The organism is Bacillus sp. AK124, from assembly GCF_053903085.1.
Genome location: NZ_CP096378.1, coordinates 3,816,282 through 3,834,007 on the forward strand (window position 1 = coordinate 3,816,282; position 17,726 = coordinate 3,834,007).

Sequence of the window (17,726 nt, forward strand, 5' to 3'; positions counted from 1 at the left end):
TCACATCAGCCCTTTTATCGTTTCTTGCTGAGCCAGCCGCTTCTCTTTTTCAAGCCGTTCGATCAGCTGGCCGCGAAGTCCGTTGTCAAATAAAACTTCCCGGATATGAATGATACCGGCGCGTTCAATCCAATGCCCGACCTTCTCGAGATAATTTGCTGTTTCGCGGTAATATTGAAGCAGGCCTTTCATGAATTCCCCCGCTTCCTCCGCCGAGTCGGCTACTGAAAGCAGCTCTCCCGGAGCAGCATGCTGTCCTCCTTGGCCGCCCGCATAAATCTCCCAGCCCCCGTTTACTTTGAGAAGTCCAATGTCATGAACTGAAGCGTACACGCAATCGTCCAAACAGCCCGACACCCCGATCGAGACCTTGGCCGGAATGAGGAGGGATTCTGCCGCTTTTTCCAAGTCTGCTGCCAATGTTTGAATCTGCGGTGATCCGCACGTGCACGTTTTAACCGCGGCGATCCTATGCTGAGGCGGCGGGCAATGCGGCATGCCGAGTTCTTCTTTCACGCGCTCTATATACTCCGGCTTGATACCAGCAAGCTTTAATCTCTGATGGTGTGTCATGTACACCTCTTGAATTTGATATTTTTCAATCACTTCTGCAATGCGCTTCAGCTCTTCGGCATTCGTTCGGCCTCCGTACATTTGCGGAATGATGGTACCCATCTCCTCTTCGTGCTCCTCATAGATGATGTCCGGACGGATCATTTTTAAATAGTAGTGAATGGCGGGCACGCAAATTCGGCAGCCGCTGCTGTTTTTCCAGCCGAGCGCCGAGATGACTTCGTGAACGGAAGAAAGATTTCTTATCTGTATTTCGTTCACGACTTCATCTTCCGTGAATGAAGTGCAGGTGCACATCGGCTGTTCCGCCGCAGATACGTAATCATCCTGTTCAGCGGTATGGAGCAGCAGTTCTTCAAGCAACGGCCTGCAGCCGCCGCATGATCCGGAAGCATTTGTACAGCCTTTGACCTCCTCGGCCGTCTTTAAACCGTGCGTCTGTATGGCTTCCATGATCGCGCCTTTGGAAACCGCGTTGCATTGGCAGATCGTTTCACTAAGCGCCATAGCAGCGACTGAACTGTTTTCTTCCGATTGAAACAGCTCTTTTTTGACAACGGTAATATCTCTTTGCTTGATAATGCTTTCCAACAGCCGTTGGCTGCCGCTGGTGTCTCCGTATAAAATCACGCCGGCCATTTTATCCCCTTGAAAGACGGCTTTTTTATAGACTCCTGACGCTTCGTCTAAAAGTTTAATAGCCGTTGTCGAGTCGTCCTCTGTGATTTTCCCTGCCGAAAAGACGTCGATGCCGGACATTTTTAGAGCTGCAGACTGGATGGAGCCCTGATAACCGGCACATGCGAGCCCGCAAATATGTCTGGCCAGCACTTTCCCCTGTTCAAACAAAGGCTTGACTAGACCATAGACCGTTCCGTTATGCTCCGCGCATTCACCGACGGCGTAGACATTTGGAATATTTGTCTCCATATAGTCGCTGACGATGATCGCCCGGTTTGTTGCAATACCGCTCACCTTGGCCAGTTCGATATTCGGTCTGACACCGGCAGCCATGACGATGAGATCGGCGCTGATCTCCGTCCCGTCTTTAAACCGCACACCCTCGGCGCGGGATCTTCCTAAAATCGCCTCTGTATCTTTATCCAAAAGAAAATGGATCCCTTGATGCTCCAGCTCTTTCTGGAGCATGGCAGATGCCGGCGGATCAAGCTGATTCTGCATGATGCAGGAAGAGTGGTGAATCACATCAACCTTCATCCCGAGGTTTGCCAACCCTCGCGCCGCCTCAAGACCCAAAATTCCCGCGCCGATGACGGCCGCTTTTTCAAACCGCTTTGATGCCTTTATCAATGCCCGGCAATCGTCTATTGTTCTAAAACCATATACCCCTTCTTTGTCCGCACCATGAACCGGGAGGATAAACGGGGAAGAGCCCGTCGCAATGATCAGTTTGTCATAAGCGATTTCGCGGTTTTGATCTGTCGCCACCGTCTGTTTCACCGTATTGATTGCGACAGCTGTTTCCCCTGTATAAAGTGTAATCCCGTTTTCTTCATACCAACTCCGGCTTTTTGTCATCACATCGTTCCAATCCGTTTCCCCCTGAAGGACAGAAGACAGCAGAATCCGATTATAGCTGAGGTGTGGTTCGCTGCCGATGATGACGATCTCAAACCGGCTCCCGCCGTGTTGTAAAATTTCTTCCGCCGTGCGAACCCCGGCCATGCCGTTTCCTATCAAAACCAGCCTTTGTTTCCCCATTTTCTCCCCTCCCTCTGCAGCTTTGCTCTGGATTATTATTTCACATTGCATCGCTAAAGCGTTTAAACCTGTTACATTTCCTTACAAAAAATTTTAGAAACAGGACGGTTTGACCAGCACCCATTGATGACGATTCAACGGCTTTGGCCGCGATGTTAAAGTTCAACATTTTATCACATTTTTTATCACGTTCTGCTTGTTTCTTTTCCTGCAATCTACTAGGCTTAAAATAAAGAACATAAGAAATGGAGGAGGAGAATGCTACCGATTAAAAGAAGACAGCAGATATTGGCGTGGGTCAAAGAAGAAGAATCTCTGCGCATTTCGGACATTTCGAAAAGGCTGAACGTCTCTGAAATGACCGTTTACCGCGACATTAAACCGCTTGTTGAAAACGGACAGGTCATCAAGACGGCAGGCGGAATTACGCTAAACAAGCCGAAGCAGCAGCTTGGGCAGCTTTGCGTCGTTTGCGGAAAAGGGACAGGCTCGAGGCTTTCCGTGCAGATTGTAAAAAACGACAGTCAAATTGAACAATTTTGCTGTTCCCATTGCGCAATGCTCCGCTATGAGAAAGTGAAAGATGACGTGTCACAGATCATCTGCAGAGATTTTTTGCTGGATACGACGATCAGTGCCAAAGCCGCCGTCTTTTTGCTGGATACGGATCTTCATTTGAACTGCTGCGAGCCGCAGGCGATCCCTTTCGCTTCTGAAGCGGATGCGCGGAAATTTAAAAAAGGCTTTGGCGGACAGCTGTTATCGTTTGACGATGCCGCGCTTCTCATCCAGAAAACGATGAAGAACAGCTGCTGCAGCCTGAAGACGTGAAATTTTGTTAAAAGATTGGATGAATGTGATGAAAAGAGCAACACTCTGGACAGTTCTCGCTGTTCTATGTATCATTCTGCTGCCAAAAGCCGCTTTTGCTCACGCATATATCGTAAAATCAACTCCAGCTGAAAATCAGGAGCTGAAAAAAGCGCCTGCAGAAATCAAGATTGAATTCAATGAAGCGATTCAGAACGGGTTTCATTCGATAACGGTCAGAAATTCGTCAGGTGAGCGCGTCGATTCCGGCAAAACGGAAATCGACCCGCAAAACGCCAAGATTATGACCGTCAAACTGAAACCGAAGTTAAAGGATGATATCTACTCGGCCGAATGGAGAGCCGTATCCGCAGATGGGCATCCCGTATCAGGCACGATCCCTTTCAGCATCGGAAACATTCAAGGCGGGCTGCCGAAAGATCAGCAAAATCAAGCATCAGGACTGCCGGCAGCCGATACCGTCATGGAACGCGTCCTTTTGTATACCGGTTTCTCCCTGTTCATGGGGGCCGCTCTTTTGCAACTCGTATGGCATCGCCCTGAAAACGGCTGGCCGGGTGACAAACGGCGCCGGCTGAAGCGGATCAAGAATGCGGCGCTCATATTGACAGGGGCCGCCATCATCATTCAGCTGCCCCTGCAAACAAAAGCAAACGCGGGCGTTTCCTGGAGCGGGGCTTTCCAGCCTTCGCTTTTGCATGAAACGCTTCTGAATACGACAGGCGGAATGCTGTGGCTGATCAACATCGCCATCATCGCCGTGCTTGTTTTTTGTTCGAACAGAAAAGATCTGAAGAGCGCGATCTTGAGCCTGTTCCTTTTTGCCGGACTTTTGTTCGTCAAATCGCTCGACGGCCATGCTGCTTCGACGAGCGCCGGCTATATGACGATCGCGATGAACTTCATCCATCTGAATGCCGCTTCCATTTGGACGGGCGGACTCGCGATGATTGTGCTGTTTTTCGGAAAAGACTGGCTGAAGCCTGACAAAAGTTTGATATGGGAAACCATTCGGCGCTTCTCGCCATGGGCGCTCGCTTCTGCAGGGCTTCTCATATTTTCGGGCCTTTTCAACAGCTTCTTCATTGTTCACACACTGGATAACCTGCTCGGGACGGCTTACGGAAAAGCGCTCCTTGTGAAAGTGGCGCTCGTTCTTCTCATGATCGGACTCGGAGCATTTCACTATTTCCGTTTTAGAAAAGTGCCGAAACAGCAGGGCGGCCGTTCGCTGAAAGCTGAATGGGCGGTCGGGCTTCTCATTCTGCTGACCACGGCGGTTTTCACCAATCTTCCAAGTCCGCCCGCGCCGCTGCCGCAGCCTTTCAGTGAGACGAAGCAGCTGACGGAAGGAAACACGCTGTCGCTCCGAATCAGCCCGAACATGCCGGGCTCAAATGCGTTTGAGGTCACCGTCAGAAACAGAAAAGGGGACGTCGTCAAAGATATTCAAAAAATCGAATTAACCGTTGAGAAAACCGGGCTTTTCGGGGATGACAAGGAGAGTACGTTCAGCCTCAGCAAAAATAAAGTCGGCGTTTTCCAAACGAAAAATTTAAATTTAAACGAAGACGGCATCTGGAAGATCCGCGTTCACGGATTAACGGCGTCATTTGAGGAAATCAGAACGGTTTTCAATGCAAAAATTAATAAAAAGGAGTTTTGATTATGTTTAAAAAAACTTTATCGCTGGGTGCAATCCTAGCATCATTTTTGCTTTTCTCCGTGCCTGTCAGCGCACATGTCACGGTAAAACCGGCCGAATCAGCAGCAGGCTCATGGGAAACATACACCGTCAAAGTACCGGTTGAAAAAGACAACGCCACAACCAAGGTCGTTCTCAGCATGCCGGACGGTGTTGAATTTCAGCAGTATGAACCGGTGCCGGGCTGGAAAACGAGCACTAAAACCGGCAAAAACGAAAAAGTGACAAGGGTGACGTGGGAAGCAAAAAACGGCGGCATTCAGCCTGGTGAATTCCAGCAGTTTACCTTCACCGCCAAAAACCCTGACAAAGAACAAAAGGCCGCCTGGAACGCTTACCAATATTATAAAGACGGCACGATTGTCGAGTGGACCGGTGATGAAAACGCCGATACCCCGCATGCGATCACAAGCATTGTCGACGCTGCAAAGCTCGGACACGAAACGGTTAACGCACACGGCGCTTCAACGAAACAAAACACTGCCGCAGAAAATGAAGACGGTCAAGGAGGACAAGGGATTCAAACCGCTTCCCTCATCCTGTCGATCCTCGCCGTGCTTCTTGGGGGTGCTGCACTGCTCTTGACAGTGCGCAAAAAGAAATCGTAAAAATGAAAGGCAGTCGGAAATATCCCGACTGCCTTTTTGTACCCATTTCAGTCCGAATCCTGCACAATCTGATAATACATGCCCGTTTTTTGATCGACCACCGGCTCTAAATAAAGCCCGTCATCAGTCTCAAATGTTCCATTCAGGCGAGCGGCATCCCCTGTATATAACGTGTACTTTCTTCCCTTTGGCGTTGTGAACGGTGAAGAAGCTTCCGCATTCTCCGTTTCCGGGTGATCCGATTTTACAATGACATAATTCAAGTCGCGGTACCATTGATATTTGCCGTTTTCCCGTTTGATGTGAGCGAGGCAAATTCCCTCTCCCTCCGAATCGCCGAATCGAAAGACGACGACTTGTTCGCCGTTTAAATCGATTTTGTCTATAATATCGTCTTTTGTGATGTTCTCGTAACGAATACCGTCCTCAATCGCTTCCTGTTCGCTGTTCACCCTTTTGGTTTGTTTCTCAGCTTCTTGAGCGCTCGCACATCCGGCGAGCCAGATCACCAAGAAAAATAAAACTGTTCGTTTTTTCATCCGCTTCCTCCGACTTTAATTGTTTTAGGCCCTTATATGTATTCGGCCAGCGTTGAATATTTCCTCTGAAAGTTCCGAAGCAGCGATTCAAAAATCAGCCAATTTATCTTACAATAGAAAAAGTTCTGAATGATTGAGTGGGGAGAGATCGGAGTATGAAAGTATCGGTTCTGTTTGTCTTGCTTGCGGCCATTTTATGGGGAACGACGGGAACAACCCAGGCGTTCGCGCCTGAAGAGGCGGCGCCTCTTGTGTTCGGCGCTGTCAGAATGGCGGTCGGCGGCATCACCCTGCTCTTGTTTGCGGCTTTGCGCGGTCAATTGAAACACAGCGGCTGGCCCGTTAAAACACTGATCATCGCAGCATTGAGCATGGCATTTTACCAGCCTTTCTTTTTTTCAGCCGTCAGCCTGTCAGGGATCGCTGTCGGAACGGTCGTCGCCATCGGCAGCGCTCCGATTATCGCCGGCTGCCTTGAATGGCTCGTGTTCAAAAAAGTTCCGCAGACGAAATGGTGGATCGCAACGGCTGCAGCGATAGCAGGCGTATCCTTATTATTCATCCCCTCCGCCTCATCGGGCGGGAGCTTTCTCGGCATACTGCTCGCACTCGGCGCCGGTCTTTCCTTTGCCGTCTACACGCTGACAAGCAAAAAGCTCCTGCAAAAGCAAAAGCCGGAGGCTGTCACAGGCACCGTGTTCTTTTTAAGCGCTGTATTGCTTGCCCCGTTGTTGTTTCTGTACGATATGAGCTGGATCTTATCGGTTCCGGGAATGGCTGTCAGCCTCTATATCGGCGTCATTGCAACCGGGGCCGCGTACCTGTTATTTACGACAGGATTGGCAAAAGTGCCAGCCTCAACGGCGGTGACGCTGTCGCTGGCTGAACCGCTCACAGCGTCGCTTTTGGGAACCGTGCTTGTCAGAGAATCGCTGCCTCTTGTTTCCTGGGCCGGGATCGCACTGCTTCTGCTGGGCATTTTTTATATTTCCTATCAGCCCAAAAAGAATAAAATAAACGCTGAACAGGTGAAAGCGTAAAAAAACCCGCCCGTGGGTATGCGGGCGGGTTTTCATGCTGTCTTGTTATTCATCCAAACCGATGGACAAATATTTCGTTTCCAAATACGGCTCGATGCCTTCCTGTCCGCCTTCGCGTCCGATGCCGCTTTCCTTCATGCCGCCGAAAGGCGCTTGAACGGTTGACGGTCCGCCGTCATTCCAGCCGAGAATGCCGTAATCTAGATTTTCGGATAAATAGATGCCGCGGCGGTAGTTTTCCGTAAAGAAGTATGCCGCTAAACCGTAAGGCGTATCATTGGCGAGCTTGACCGCTTCGTCCAGCGTCTTAAAAGTCGTAATCGGCGCAACGGGACCGAATGTTTCCTCATGCATGATCGTCATTGAAGGATCAACATCTGTCAGCACTGTCGGGTGGACAAAGTAGCATGATTTCTCATCATCGCTTTCGTATTCAGCGCCGATGAGAACTTTTGCCCCTTTATTCACCGCGTCATTGATTTGGTCGACGATTTTTTGGAAGCCGTTTTTATTGATGACCGGGCCGATTGATACACCTTCTTCAAGTCCGTTCCCGACTTTCAGCTTGGCAACTTCGGCGCGGAGTTTTTCTGCAAATTCATCCTTAACCGATTCATGAACGATCAGACGGTTTGCACAGACGCACGTTTGTCCGGCATTCCTGTATTTCGACAGCATCGTCTGTTGAACGGCGAGGTCAATGTTGGCATCTTCATCAACGATCAGCGGGGCATGGCCGCCAAGCTCCATTGACACATGCTTCACCGTCTCGGCGCTGTTTTTCATTAAATGTTTGCCGACAGGCGTAGATCCGGTGAACGTAATTTTGCGGATCAGCGGATGGCTTGTAAAAATAGAACCGATCTCTTTTCCATCGCCGATCACACACTGAAGGACGTCTTTCGGAATACCCGCTTCGTGGCCGAGGCGAACGAGCTCAAGCGCCGTTAAAGGCGTGTCAGGCGCCGGCTTGATGATAAAGGTACAGCCCGCCGCCAAGGCCGGCGCCGCTTTTCTCGTGATCATCGCCGCCGGAAAGTTCCACGGGGTAATCGCCGCAACAGGACCGACCCCCTGGCGCGTGACGATGATGCGCTTGTTCGTCACAGATGCGGGAACCGTTCTTCCGTAAATGCGTTTCGCTTCCTCCGCATACCATTCGATATAGCCGGCGCTATATATGACTTCGCCTTGTGCCTCGGCATACGGCTTGCCGTTTTCAAGCGTAATCAATTTTGCCAGCTCGTCCTTCTGCTCCACAATCAAATCGAACCATTTTTTCAGTAAGCCCGCTCGTTCTGAAGCCGATGTTTTCGACCATTTTTGAAATGCTTCATGCGAGCGTACGACTGCCTCTTCGACTTCTTTTGCGGATTGCTGGGGAACCGATTTGATTTTTTCTCCAGTCGCAGGATTATATACTTCTAGCATGCTGGTCATGTTGAATCTCCTCCCCTTTACGTTTTGAACTGCTGTTGAATAAAAGAAAACCGATCAATGTCCATCCCGCCAAGATCAGCCATTCATACGGCCATGTGAGCGCGGCCGGCATACCTGGCAAATAAAAGGCGAGAAAGATAACACTTAAGAGAATAGCAGATATACCCGTCGTTTTCCACTTATTGATTTTATACGGTCTGTTTAAATCCGGCTCTGTCTTTCTCAGCTTCATGAATGCAATCGAGACGATCAAATATCCGACTATAATACCTGTTCCCCCTGCATTGACGATCCAAACAAGGGCAGGGCGCCCGAGCAGCGGCGCAAAAAACGCCAGCGCTCCCAGAAACAAAATCGCGTTCGTCGGTGTTTTATACTTCGGATGGATGAAACCGAACCATTTCGGCACCATGCCTTTTTCCGACATCGCAAACAGAATGCGGCTCGCGCCGATGATAAATGCGTTCCAGCTCGTAATGATGCCGGCGACTCCGCCAAGGACAAGCACCGTGCCGAACAGCTGGTTCCCGAGCAGATTGACCATGGCATCCGCGGTCGCCAAAGAAGTCGTTGCAAGCTCGCTTTCTGACAGCCCCATCGTCACCCCGAATACAATCAGCAAATAAAACAAGACCGCACTGACGATCGAAATAATCAAAATTTTGCCGATAATTTTTTTCGGAGCATTAATTTCAGCCGCAACCTGAGGGATGACGTCAAATCCGACAAACAGAAACGGAATCATGACGAGGACGGACATCATCCCGGAAAATCCGTCTTTAAAAAGGGGCTGCATATGTTCAACATTACCGTTGACCAAGGCGCCGCCCAAAAGGAGAAAGCCTGTGGCGATAATCGCGATCGTAAAAACTGACTGAAAAATCGCGGCCGGCTTGACGCCGAAGTAATTGAGCGCGGTCAGGACGACCGCACCCCCTGAACCGATCAACACCCAAGTGACATACACGTCCCAGCCGCTTAGCGACCAGAGAAAGCCCTGATGTTCGACAGGCAGGACGTAATCAATGACGGTCGGCAATGCGACCGCCTCAAATGTAATTACCGAAACATAGCCGAAAAGCACACCCCAAGCCGCGACAAAAGCCGTTTTTCGGCCGAACGCCCTGTAGACGAATATCAAGCCGCCTCCCGTTTCAGGGATGGCGGAAGACAGCTCCGCGTACGTTAACCCGATTAAGATGACGAGAATGCCGCCGATGATAAACGCGACGGTGCTGCCCATAAAGCCGGCTGTCGAAATCCAGTCGCCGGAAAGGACGACCCAGCCCCAGCCGAGCATCGCCCCGATCGCTAAAAATAGCACATCCGTCTGCGACATCGTTTTTTTCATTTGCTGTTTTCCCATCAAAATCCGCCCCTTCTTTTAGAAGATGTCAAACTAGAGCTGTTCCAGCGCTTCTTCGATGATGCCGAGTCCTTCCTCAAGCAATTGATCAGTAATGACGAGCGGAGACAGAAAACGGATAATGTTGCCATTGATTCCTGCCGTCAACAAGAGCAGGCCGTGTTCATTGGCGTACTTAGCAATCTTGGCCGCAGCTGCTTTGTCCGGCTCCCGCGTCTTTTCGTCCCGGACAATTTCAATCGCCGCCATCGCGCCAAGTCTGCGGACTTCCCCAATCTGCGGAAATTTCATCTTCCATTCAAGCGCCCGCTCTTCGATGGCTTTACCGATTTCTTCAGAGCGCTTGTTGAGCTGTTCCGATTCGATAATATCGAGCACTGCCAAAGCGGCTGCGCACCCAAGCGGACTTCCGGCATATGTGCCCCCGAGTTCCCCCGGGTCCGCCGCATCAAGCATTTCCGCCCGGCCGATGACACCGCTGAGCGGAACGCCGGCAGCCAGTGATTTTGACACCGTCACAAGGTCAGGAACGACATCAAAATGCTCAATCGCAAAATATTTGCCCGTTCTGGAAAAGCCTGTTTGGATCTCATCGGCGACAAAAACGATGCCGTGTTTTTGACAGAAGGCTGCGACATGCTGCACAAACCGTTTGGAAGGAATAATAAATCCTCCTTCTCCCTGCACCGGCTCCATGACAACGCACGCGACCGTCTCCGGAGCAACAGACGAGACGAAGAATTCGTCAAACGCCTGAATCACCATGTCATCGTAGCTTTCATCAGTCATCCCTTCAGGCTTTCTATAGTAGTAAGGAAACGGCGCCTGATATACTTCAGGTGCAAAAGGACCGAATCCGAATTTGTATGGTTTCACCTTGCTCGTCATGCTCATCGTCATGTTTGTGCGCCCGTGGAATCCGCGGGTAAAAGAAACGACGGCTTGACGCTTCGTATATTTTCTGGATATTTTTACGGCGTTTTCGACGGCTTCCGCCCCCGAGTTCAGGAAAATCGCTTTTTTCTCATGGGCGCCCGGCGCAAGCCGGCATAGCTTTTCCGCCAATTCGATATAGGCCTGATACATCATGACGTTAAAACCGGGATGAATGAGCTGTTCGGCCTGCTGCTTGACAGCTTCTACAACTTTCGGATGTGAATGCCCGACATTTAATGTGCCGATCGCCCCGGCAAAATCGATAAAACGGCGCCCGTCAATATCATATAAAACGGCACCTTCCCCTTTAGCGGCCAGATGACGGTTTCCGTTGGAGACACCCCTTGCCACGAATTGATCCCGTTTGGCTTGCCAATCTTCCGTTGTGAATGCTTTTGTGTTCAGACTCATAAAAAATCTCTCCCCCACTCTTATTTCTTATAATTCTGAATATTTTTTGGTATGATGAAAAGTACCAATCATTAATTTTCGATGGTACCAGAGGGAGGCGCTATGATTACGATACCGATTGACCGCTCCAAGGATGCGGATTATATTTATCACCAAATCTATCAGCGGATTAAAGAAGAAATTTTCAGCCGCAACCTGTTACCGGGAAAAAAACTCCCTTCCAAGCGCGAGCTCGCCGAAGCATTGAACGTCAGCATCAATTCGGTCAACGCTGCCTACCAGCAGCTTCTTGCAGAAGGTTATCTTTATTCACGTGAAAGAAAAGGCTTTTTTGTAGAGCAGATCGAAACGTTCCACGCCAGCCGCCATCCCGGCCCCCTTCAATTGGAAAAAGAACTGGTTGAAAAGCCGGAAAGCAAAGACGGCTGGATATCGTTTTCCCATATGAGCGTCGATACGGTGCATTTTCCGTTTAAAACATGGCTTCGCTGTGAACAGAAAGCGGTTTCTTCTCATATAAACGAACTCGGAGAAATGACGCATCCGCAAGGTGTCTACGAAGTGCGCCAGACGATCGCACGCTTTATCGCTTTAACGAGAGGCGTCAAGTGTCACCCCGAACAAATCGTGATCAGCGCCGGCACGCAGTCCTTAATTCACACGCTTCAGGATCTTCTCCCCGCCTCAGCCGTCTATGCGATGGAGGAGCCGGGATACAGCCGGATTTATCGACTGCTGAAAAATGAAGGGAAAGAAGTGGCCACGATTCAGCTCGATCATAAAGGAATGCGGATCAGCGAGATTCACCGTCTGAATCCGGACGTTTTATTTGTCACGCCTTCACACCAGTTTCCAACAGGAATCATTATGCCGGTATCGAGAAGGATTCAGCTTTTAAACTGGGTTTCCGACGGGGAAAACCGCTATATTGTGGAAGACGATTATGACAGCGAATTCAAATACGGGAGCGATACGATCCCCGCCCTGCAAAGCCTTGACCGCTCTGAAAAAGTCATCTATATCGGCACGTTTTCAAAATCGCTTCTTCCGGGCCTGAGAATCAGCTATATGGTACTGCCGCAAAAGCTGCTGAAGCGATACAGAAAAAGGCACCATTTCTCGATTCAATCGAGCAGTGTTTTAACGCAGCTCGCCCTGCAGGAATTGATCGAATCGGGGGAATACCAAAAGCACATCAAGAAAATGAACCAGATTTACGAAGAAAAGCGGACAAGGCTGATCGGAAGCCTTGTCAAAATCTTTAACGGCCGGGTCAAAATTAAAGGCGAAAGCGCAGGCCTACACTTTGTGGCCGATTTTGAAACAGATAGAAGTGAAGAAGAGGTTTTATCAAGAGCAAAGGATAGACGAGTCGAGGTTTACGGCATGAACCGGTTTACGTTAAAGAAAGAGCAGACAAAACATGAAGGAACGGTATCGCTCGTGCTTGGATTTGCCAAAATCGCTGCCGATCAGATCGACAAAGGGACTGCCAAGCTTTATGAAGCGGTATGCGGTGATGAGAAGCTTTAAAAAATACCGGCAGGTTCGCTCCTGCCGGTATCTGCTTGGCTTTAGAAAGCCGACGTCTGCCCGTTTACCACCGTTCCTTTTCTACCTGGAGAATCGCCTCGATCAGTCCCGGAAACTGCTCCTCCAATTCCCGTTTGCGGAGGGAGTAATAATGATGCTTCCCTTCGATGCGGACTTTGAGCAACCCCGCTTCTCTCAGCACCTTGAAATGGTGGGACAGCGTAGACTTTGCGATATTGAGATTTGTGCATGTACCGCACGTTTTTTCGGCTGTATCAGCCAGCGCTTTGACAATCTCAAGCCTGTATGGATCACTCAAGGCCTGGAGAACGGATATTAACTTCATTTCATTTGTTTTCATGGGTTAAATGTATCATAATCCTAACTTCAAGACAATTCGTCAAGGAGGCAAATGAGTTGCCGGCAATGCAAAGACATGTTACGATGCAATTGTTCGATGATTTTCGAACAATAAATTCACTGTGTATACAACGAATACGCAAAGGAATTCTAAATGACATGACGGAGGTTTGAACCGATGATCGTATTGCAAGCCTATATGAAAGTAAAACCAGAAAAACGCGACGCCTTTCTCGAAAGCGTACAACCGCTGCTTAAACATTCAAGAGCTGAAGCCGGCAATGCCCAATACCAGCTGTTTGAAGATACCGAACATGCCAATACATTTGTCATGCTTGAGCAATGGAAAGATCAAAACGCAATTGACGCCCATAATCAGACAGAGCATTTTCAAGCTTTTGTTCAAGCCGCGGGCGACCTTTTATCAGAACCTCTGAATGTGGTTAAAACGCACACACTTGATTAAAGAAAGGATGACGTTTACATGAATGAAGTATTGAAAACATTGACAGACCATAGATCGATTCGCAGCTATACAGATGAGCCCGTGAACCCTGAACAGCTGGATAAGATCATTCAAGCCGTTCAAGCCGCTCCGACTTCAATCAACGGCCAGCAGGTCACCGTGATTACGGTTCAGGATGAGGAACGGAAAAAGAAAATCGCCGAATTGGCCGGCGGACAGGTCTGGATCGAGCAGGCCCCCGTGTTCCTTTTGTTCTGCGCGGACTTCAACCGTGCGAAAATCGCTCTTGAGAAAAACGGCGAAACGCTTGCGATCACAGACGGAATGGAATCCGTGCTTGTCGGAGCTGTCGACGCAGGCATCGCCCTCGGTACGGCCACAGCGGCCGCTGAATCGATGGGGCTTGGCACTGTGCCGATCGGCGCTGTCCGCGGCCGTGCAGAAGAGCTGATCGAACTGCTCAATATTCCTGAATACGTCTTCCCTGTCGCAGGACTCGTCGTCGGCCATCCGGCGGACCGCTCCGCGAAAAAGCCGCGTCTCCCTGAACAAGCGGTAAGACACAGCGAAACCTATCAACCTGACTTAAAACCGCTGATCGACGCGTACGATGAAGAAATATCCGAATATATGACAAAACGGACAAATGGACAGGAAACAAGAAACTGGTCTCAGGGCATATCCGCTTATTACAGTAAAGTGTATTATCCTCACATCCGTGAAATGCTTGAGAAACAAGGATTTAAACTCGAATAGATACTTAAGGCTATCGGTGATCGATAGCCTTTTTTCATGCGTTTCATTCCACATTTCGATGAGCATCGAAGGTCTTTACCTTTACACTATGTAAAAAAGGAGTGGAACACATGAAACCATTTGCAAAATATAAAGCATTTCTAGACCTCCACCATCAGTCAGGCCCATTCGTTCTGCCGAATGCCTGGGATGCGGCCAGCGCCAAAGCGTTTCAAAACTGCGGTTTTAAAGCAGTCGGCACAACCAGCGCCGGAATTGCCATGTCCCTCGGCTATCCCGACGGCGAACATCTCCCCTTTGAAACATTGCTTTCCGTACTGAAAACCATCACAGATGCCGTCGATATTCCCGTCAGCGCAGATCTTGAAGCGGGTTACGGCCAATCACCGGAAACAGTTGCTGAAAACGTGAAAAAGGCCGCAGCGGCCGGCGTTGTTGGCATTAATATTGAAGACGGAATGAAAGACCCCTGCCGGCCGCTTTGTGATGCAACATTAATGGAAGAAAAAATTGCGGCTGTCAAAAAACTGAACCTTCCTGTTTTGATCAATGCCCGTACGGATGTGTACTGGCTCAATGCAGATGCTCCCGGCTCCCGGCTTCAAACAGCCGTCCGGCGGGCAAATCGGTACAGACAAGCAGGTGCGGACTGCATTTTTATCCCCGGAGCCGGTGATACAGACACCATTGCCGGGCTGAGAAAAGGTATATCCGGGCCGCTCAATGTGCTGGCCGGCTCACACACCCCCTCTTTACAAATTCTTTCCGAACTCGGAATCGAAAGAATCAGCTGCGGATCCGCCCCGTTCAGAGCCGCACTGTCGCTGGTGAAAAAGATCGGTGAAGACATCATCAGCCGGGGCTCCTTCAGTCATATGACGGACGGCGTGCTTTCATACGGCGAAGCTGCTGATTGGATCAGCCTTCATCGGAACCTAAAACAAAATCGTTGACCGAAACAGTTCGGTCTGTTAATATTTCATTTATGAAAACTCATGGGTTTTTTCGTAACCCATGAGTTTTATCATTACGAAAGAAGGAGCCGGAATGAACGAAAAAAGAGCAGCAGTCTTAAGGGCCGCCAAAAAGCTGTTTGCCCAAAAAGGCTATCATAACGTTGCAATGCAAGCGATCGCTGAAGAATGCAAAATGTCAAAAGCATCTATTTATAAACTGTTTCAATCTAAAGAAGATCTTCTGCTGGCATTGATCAAGTTCAGAAAGCATGAAATGCTGAACAAAAGCGCCATCATCAATACGGAAACCTCGCTGACGCCAAAAGAAAGACTCGCTAAAAAAATCGCTTTGGAGATTACGGAATTCAGGGAAAACCGCCAATTTATCAATTTCCTCTCCAATGAGGGATCATCTCCGGATACCGCGGTATTTAAAAAGCATCTGAAAGAAACAAAATCGCTGATCATCAGCTGGCATAAAGATTCTATCATTCAAGCGTACGGCGAAGAGGTGGAGCCGTTTATATGGGATATCGTCATCATTTTCCACGGTTTGATGAGAGAATTCCTGTTTTTAGTCGGCACTGGAAAAGCTCAGCCTGACGTTACAACGATTCCTCCATTTATTATGTCGGTTCTGGATCTCTTCATAGAGAAAAAGCTGAACGAAGATCAGAAAAGTTCATTAAATGAAGACATTATTGCCTCCTATATGAATTTCTCATCATGCTGGGCACCGCCCAAAAAAGAGGAATTGCTTGAAGACCTTTTGCAAAAACTGAAAACCAAGATTTCCTCGCTGTCACAAGACGATGTTTCCGTGACAGAACTGCTGTCAACAGCAGATTTGCTGAACGAGGAGCTTTTCAGCAAAGAGCCGCGCACGTATTTAATCACGGCTCTCCTTGATTACCTTGGAAAAATCGAGGCGCTCCAATGCGATGTTTCACAAATACAAACGATTAGTATCAAAGAATAAGAGGGATTGATATGAATACAGAAACTGAACAACAGACATACAACAGAAATATCATCGTAGGTTTGCTTATTGCCGGGGCGTTTATCGCGATCTTGAACCAAACGCTTCTGGTTACGGCACTGCCGCATATTATGGCAGACTTGAACATAGACGCTACAAAAGCTCAATGGCTGACAACGGCGTTCATGCTGACAAACGGGATTCTCATTCCGATTACCGCCTTTTTGATCGAAAAATTTTCGAGCCGCGCGCTCGTCATCGCTGCGATGAGCATCTTTGTGGCGGGAACAGTCGTCGGCGCGGTTGCGCCTAACTTCCCGGTTCTCCTGACGGCGCGAATCATCCAGGCCGCGGGCGCGGGAATTATGATGCCGCTCATGCAGACGATCTTTTTAACGATTTTCCCGGTTGAAAAACGCGGGGCTGCAATGGGTATGGTCGGTTTGGTCATCGCATTTGCACCGGCCATCGGACCGACATTGTCAGGCTGGATCGTCGACAGCTTTACATGGAGATACTTATTTTATATTATTCTGCCAATTGCGCTGATTGATCTTGTGCTTGTCATCTTGCTGATGAAAAACGTTACGAAATTGAGAGAAACATCAGTGGACATCATATCTATTATCCTGTCCAGCCTGGGTTTCGGCGGTTTATTGTACGGCTTTAGCAACGCCGGATCAGAAGGCTGGGGAAGCAATACCGTTTTGATTTCCTTTGCAGTCGGTGCGGTCGCTCTGTTCTTCTTTATCTCTAGACAATTAAGAATCAAAAGGCCGATACTCGAGTTTCGCGTGTTCCAATCGTGGACTTTTACGATAACAACGCTCCTCGGTATGATCGTTTTTGCACTAATGATCGGTACTGAAACCATTTTGCCGCTGTATACGCAAAACGTCAGAGACGTGACAGCTTTCGATTCCGGTCTGATGCTTCTGCCGGGCGCGATAGCAATGGGCATCATGTCGCCGATCATCGGCCGGATTTTTGACAAGATCGGCGGAAAAGGTCTTGCGATTATCGGGTTTGCCGTCTTGCTGCTGACGTCGATCCCGTTTGCGGATCTGCAAATGGATACTTCGCTGACATTTATTATCGTTATTTATACGCTGCGGATGATGGGAACTTCCATGATTATGATGCCTCTCACAACCGCTGGCATCAATGCACTGCCGATGCATCTCATCCCGCACGGAACAGCGATGAACAATACGATGCGCCAGATCGGCGGTTCAATCGGCACGGCCGTTTTGATTTCCGTCATGAGTAATTCAGCCAAAAACGCTGCCGCATCTAACCCGTTAAATGCGCTCATTCACGGCATGAATTCCGCCTTTATCGTGGCCGCTGTCTTGGCGCTGATCGGATTTATCCTTTCGTTTACATTAAAAAGGAAGCCGCAGGCCGACAAACAAGGGCAGCCGGCGCGCTGATCATGACACGCCAGTTCAAATCGAACTGGCGTGTTTTTTGATGGTTTGATATCTAACTAAGTTTTGGTCCCT

16 protein-coding genes are annotated in these 17,726 nt (G+C 49.2%); 10 read left to right on the plus strand and 6 right to left on the minus strand.

The window, feature by feature from the left end; translation table 11 throughout:
• The gene (nirB, locus tag M1E06_RS19180) at positions 1 to 2,295 is read right to left on the minus strand and encodes a nitrite reductase large subunit NirB (protein ID WP_020450189.1); all 2,295 of its coding nucleotides are present in this window, start codon (positions 2,293 to 2,295) and stop codon (positions 1 to 3) included.
• A gap of 258 nt (positions 2,296 to 2,553) precedes the next feature.
• On the opposite strand from nirB, the gene M1E06_RS19185 reads away from it, so the two are divergent.
• From M1E06_RS19185 to M1E06_RS19195, 3 genes are read left to right on the plus strand one after another with little or no spacing between them, the layout of a single operon-like run.
• A complete protein-coding gene (locus M1E06_RS19185) occupies positions 2,554 to 3,126 on the plus strand; it encodes a DeoR family transcriptional regulator (protein ID WP_020450188.1) in 573 nt (190 codons plus the stop codon).
• A gap of 19 nt (positions 3,127 to 3,145) precedes the next feature.
• The gene (locus tag M1E06_RS19190) at positions 3,146 to 4,792 is read left to right on the plus strand and encodes a copper resistance CopC/CopD family protein (protein WP_020450187.1); all 1,647 of its coding nucleotides are present in this window, start codon (positions 3,146 to 3,148) and stop codon (positions 4,790 to 4,792) included.
• A 2-nt stretch (positions 4,793 to 4,794) separates the two neighbouring features.
• Positions 4,795 to 5,439: a YcnI family copper-binding membrane protein gene (locus tag M1E06_RS19195; protein WP_020450186.1), complete on the plus strand. Its 645-nt coding sequence runs from the start codon at positions 4,795 to 4,797 to the stop codon at positions 5,437 to 5,439.
• A gap of 47 nt (positions 5,440 to 5,486) precedes the next feature.
• Here the strand turns inward: M1E06_RS19195 and M1E06_RS19200 are convergent, their stop codons facing one another.
• A complete protein-coding gene (locus M1E06_RS19200; protein WP_020450185.1) occupies positions 5,487 to 5,978 on the minus strand; it encodes a hypothetical protein in 492 nt (163 codons plus the stop codon).
• A 155-nt stretch (positions 5,979 to 6,133) separates the two neighbouring features.
• Between M1E06_RS19200 and M1E06_RS19205 the strand changes: the two genes are divergently transcribed.
• Entirely contained in the window at positions 6,134 to 7,018 is an 885-nt protein-coding gene (locus tag M1E06_RS19205) for a DMT family transporter (RefSeq protein ID WP_020450184.1), read from the plus strand.
• A gap of 45 nt (positions 7,019 to 7,063) precedes the next feature.
• Here the strand turns inward: M1E06_RS19205 and gabD are convergent, their stop codons facing one another.
• The 3 genes from gabD to gabT are packed head-to-tail and all read right to left on the minus strand — an operon-like array spanning position 7,064 to position 11,171.
• A complete protein-coding gene (gabD, locus tag M1E06_RS19210; RefSeq protein WP_020450183.1) occupies positions 7,064 to 8,458 on the minus strand; it encodes a succinate-semialdehyde dehydrogenase in 1,395 nt (464 codons plus the stop codon).
• Positions 8,433 to 9,824: an APC family permease gene (locus M1E06_RS19215; protein ID WP_020450182.1), complete on the minus strand. Its 1,392-nt coding sequence runs from the start codon at positions 9,822 to 9,824 to the stop codon at positions 8,433 to 8,435. The genes gabD and M1E06_RS19215 overlap by 26 nt, the downstream gene beginning before the upstream one ends.
• Before the next feature lie 33 nt (positions 9,825 to 9,857).
• Positions 9,858 to 11,171: a 4-aminobutyrate--2-oxoglutarate transaminase gene (gene gabT, locus M1E06_RS19220; RefSeq protein WP_020450181.1), complete on the minus strand. Its 1,314-nt coding sequence runs from the start codon at positions 11,169 to 11,171 to the stop codon at positions 9,858 to 9,860.
• A gap of 102 nt (positions 11,172 to 11,273) precedes the next feature.
• Here gabT and gabR point away from each other — a divergent pair, with 102 nt between their 5' ends.
• Positions 11,274 to 12,704 (plus strand): MocR-like transcriptional regulator GabR, encoded by a 1,431-nt coding sequence (gabR, locus tag M1E06_RS19225; RefSeq protein ID WP_216904318.1) that lies wholly within the window; start codon positions 11,274 to 11,276, stop codon positions 12,702 to 12,704.
• Between the two features lie 64 nt (positions 12,705 to 12,768).
• Here the strand turns inward: gabR and M1E06_RS19230 are convergent, their stop codons facing one another.
• Positions 12,769 to 13,065: an ArsR/SmtB family transcription factor gene (locus tag M1E06_RS19230; protein ID WP_023857929.1), complete on the minus strand. Its 297-nt coding sequence runs from the start codon at positions 13,063 to 13,065 to the stop codon at positions 12,769 to 12,771.
• A 177-nt stretch (positions 13,066 to 13,242) separates the two neighbouring features.
• On the opposite strand from M1E06_RS19230, the gene M1E06_RS19235 reads away from it, so the two are divergent.
• The 5 genes from M1E06_RS19235 to M1E06_RS19255 all read left to right on the plus strand — a co-directional run bounded on the left by M1E06_RS19235 (position 13,243) and on the right by M1E06_RS19255 (position 17,654).
• Positions 13,243 to 13,530: a putative quinol monooxygenase gene (locus tag M1E06_RS19235; RefSeq protein WP_023857931.1), complete on the plus strand. Its 288-nt coding sequence runs from the start codon at positions 13,243 to 13,245 to the stop codon at positions 13,528 to 13,530.
• Positions 13,531 to 13,548: 18 nt separating this feature from the next.
• Positions 13,549 to 14,286 (plus strand): oxygen-insensitive NADPH nitroreductase, encoded by a 738-nt coding sequence (gene nfsA, locus M1E06_RS19240; RefSeq protein WP_023857932.1) that lies wholly within the window; start codon positions 13,549 to 13,551, stop codon positions 14,284 to 14,286.
• 110 nt (positions 14,287 to 14,396) lie between these two features.
• A complete protein-coding gene (locus M1E06_RS19245) occupies positions 14,397 to 15,239 on the plus strand; it encodes an isocitrate lyase/PEP mutase family protein (RefSeq protein WP_023857933.1) in 843 nt (280 codons plus the stop codon).
• A gap of 94 nt (positions 15,240 to 15,333) precedes the next feature.
• Positions 15,334 to 16,221 carry a TetR/AcrR family transcriptional regulator gene (locus M1E06_RS19250; RefSeq protein ID WP_023857934.1) on the plus strand — a complete coding sequence of 296 codons (888 nt, stop codon included), beginning with the start codon at positions 15,334 to 15,336 and terminating at the stop codon, positions 16,219 to 16,221.
• Positions 16,222 to 16,232: 11 nt separating this feature from the next.
• Positions 16,233 to 17,654: an MDR family MFS transporter gene (locus tag M1E06_RS19255; RefSeq protein WP_025810132.1), complete on the plus strand. Its 1,422-nt coding sequence runs from the start codon at positions 16,233 to 16,235 to the stop codon at positions 17,652 to 17,654.
• The last annotated feature ends 72 nt before the right edge of the window (positions 17,655 to 17,726 follow it).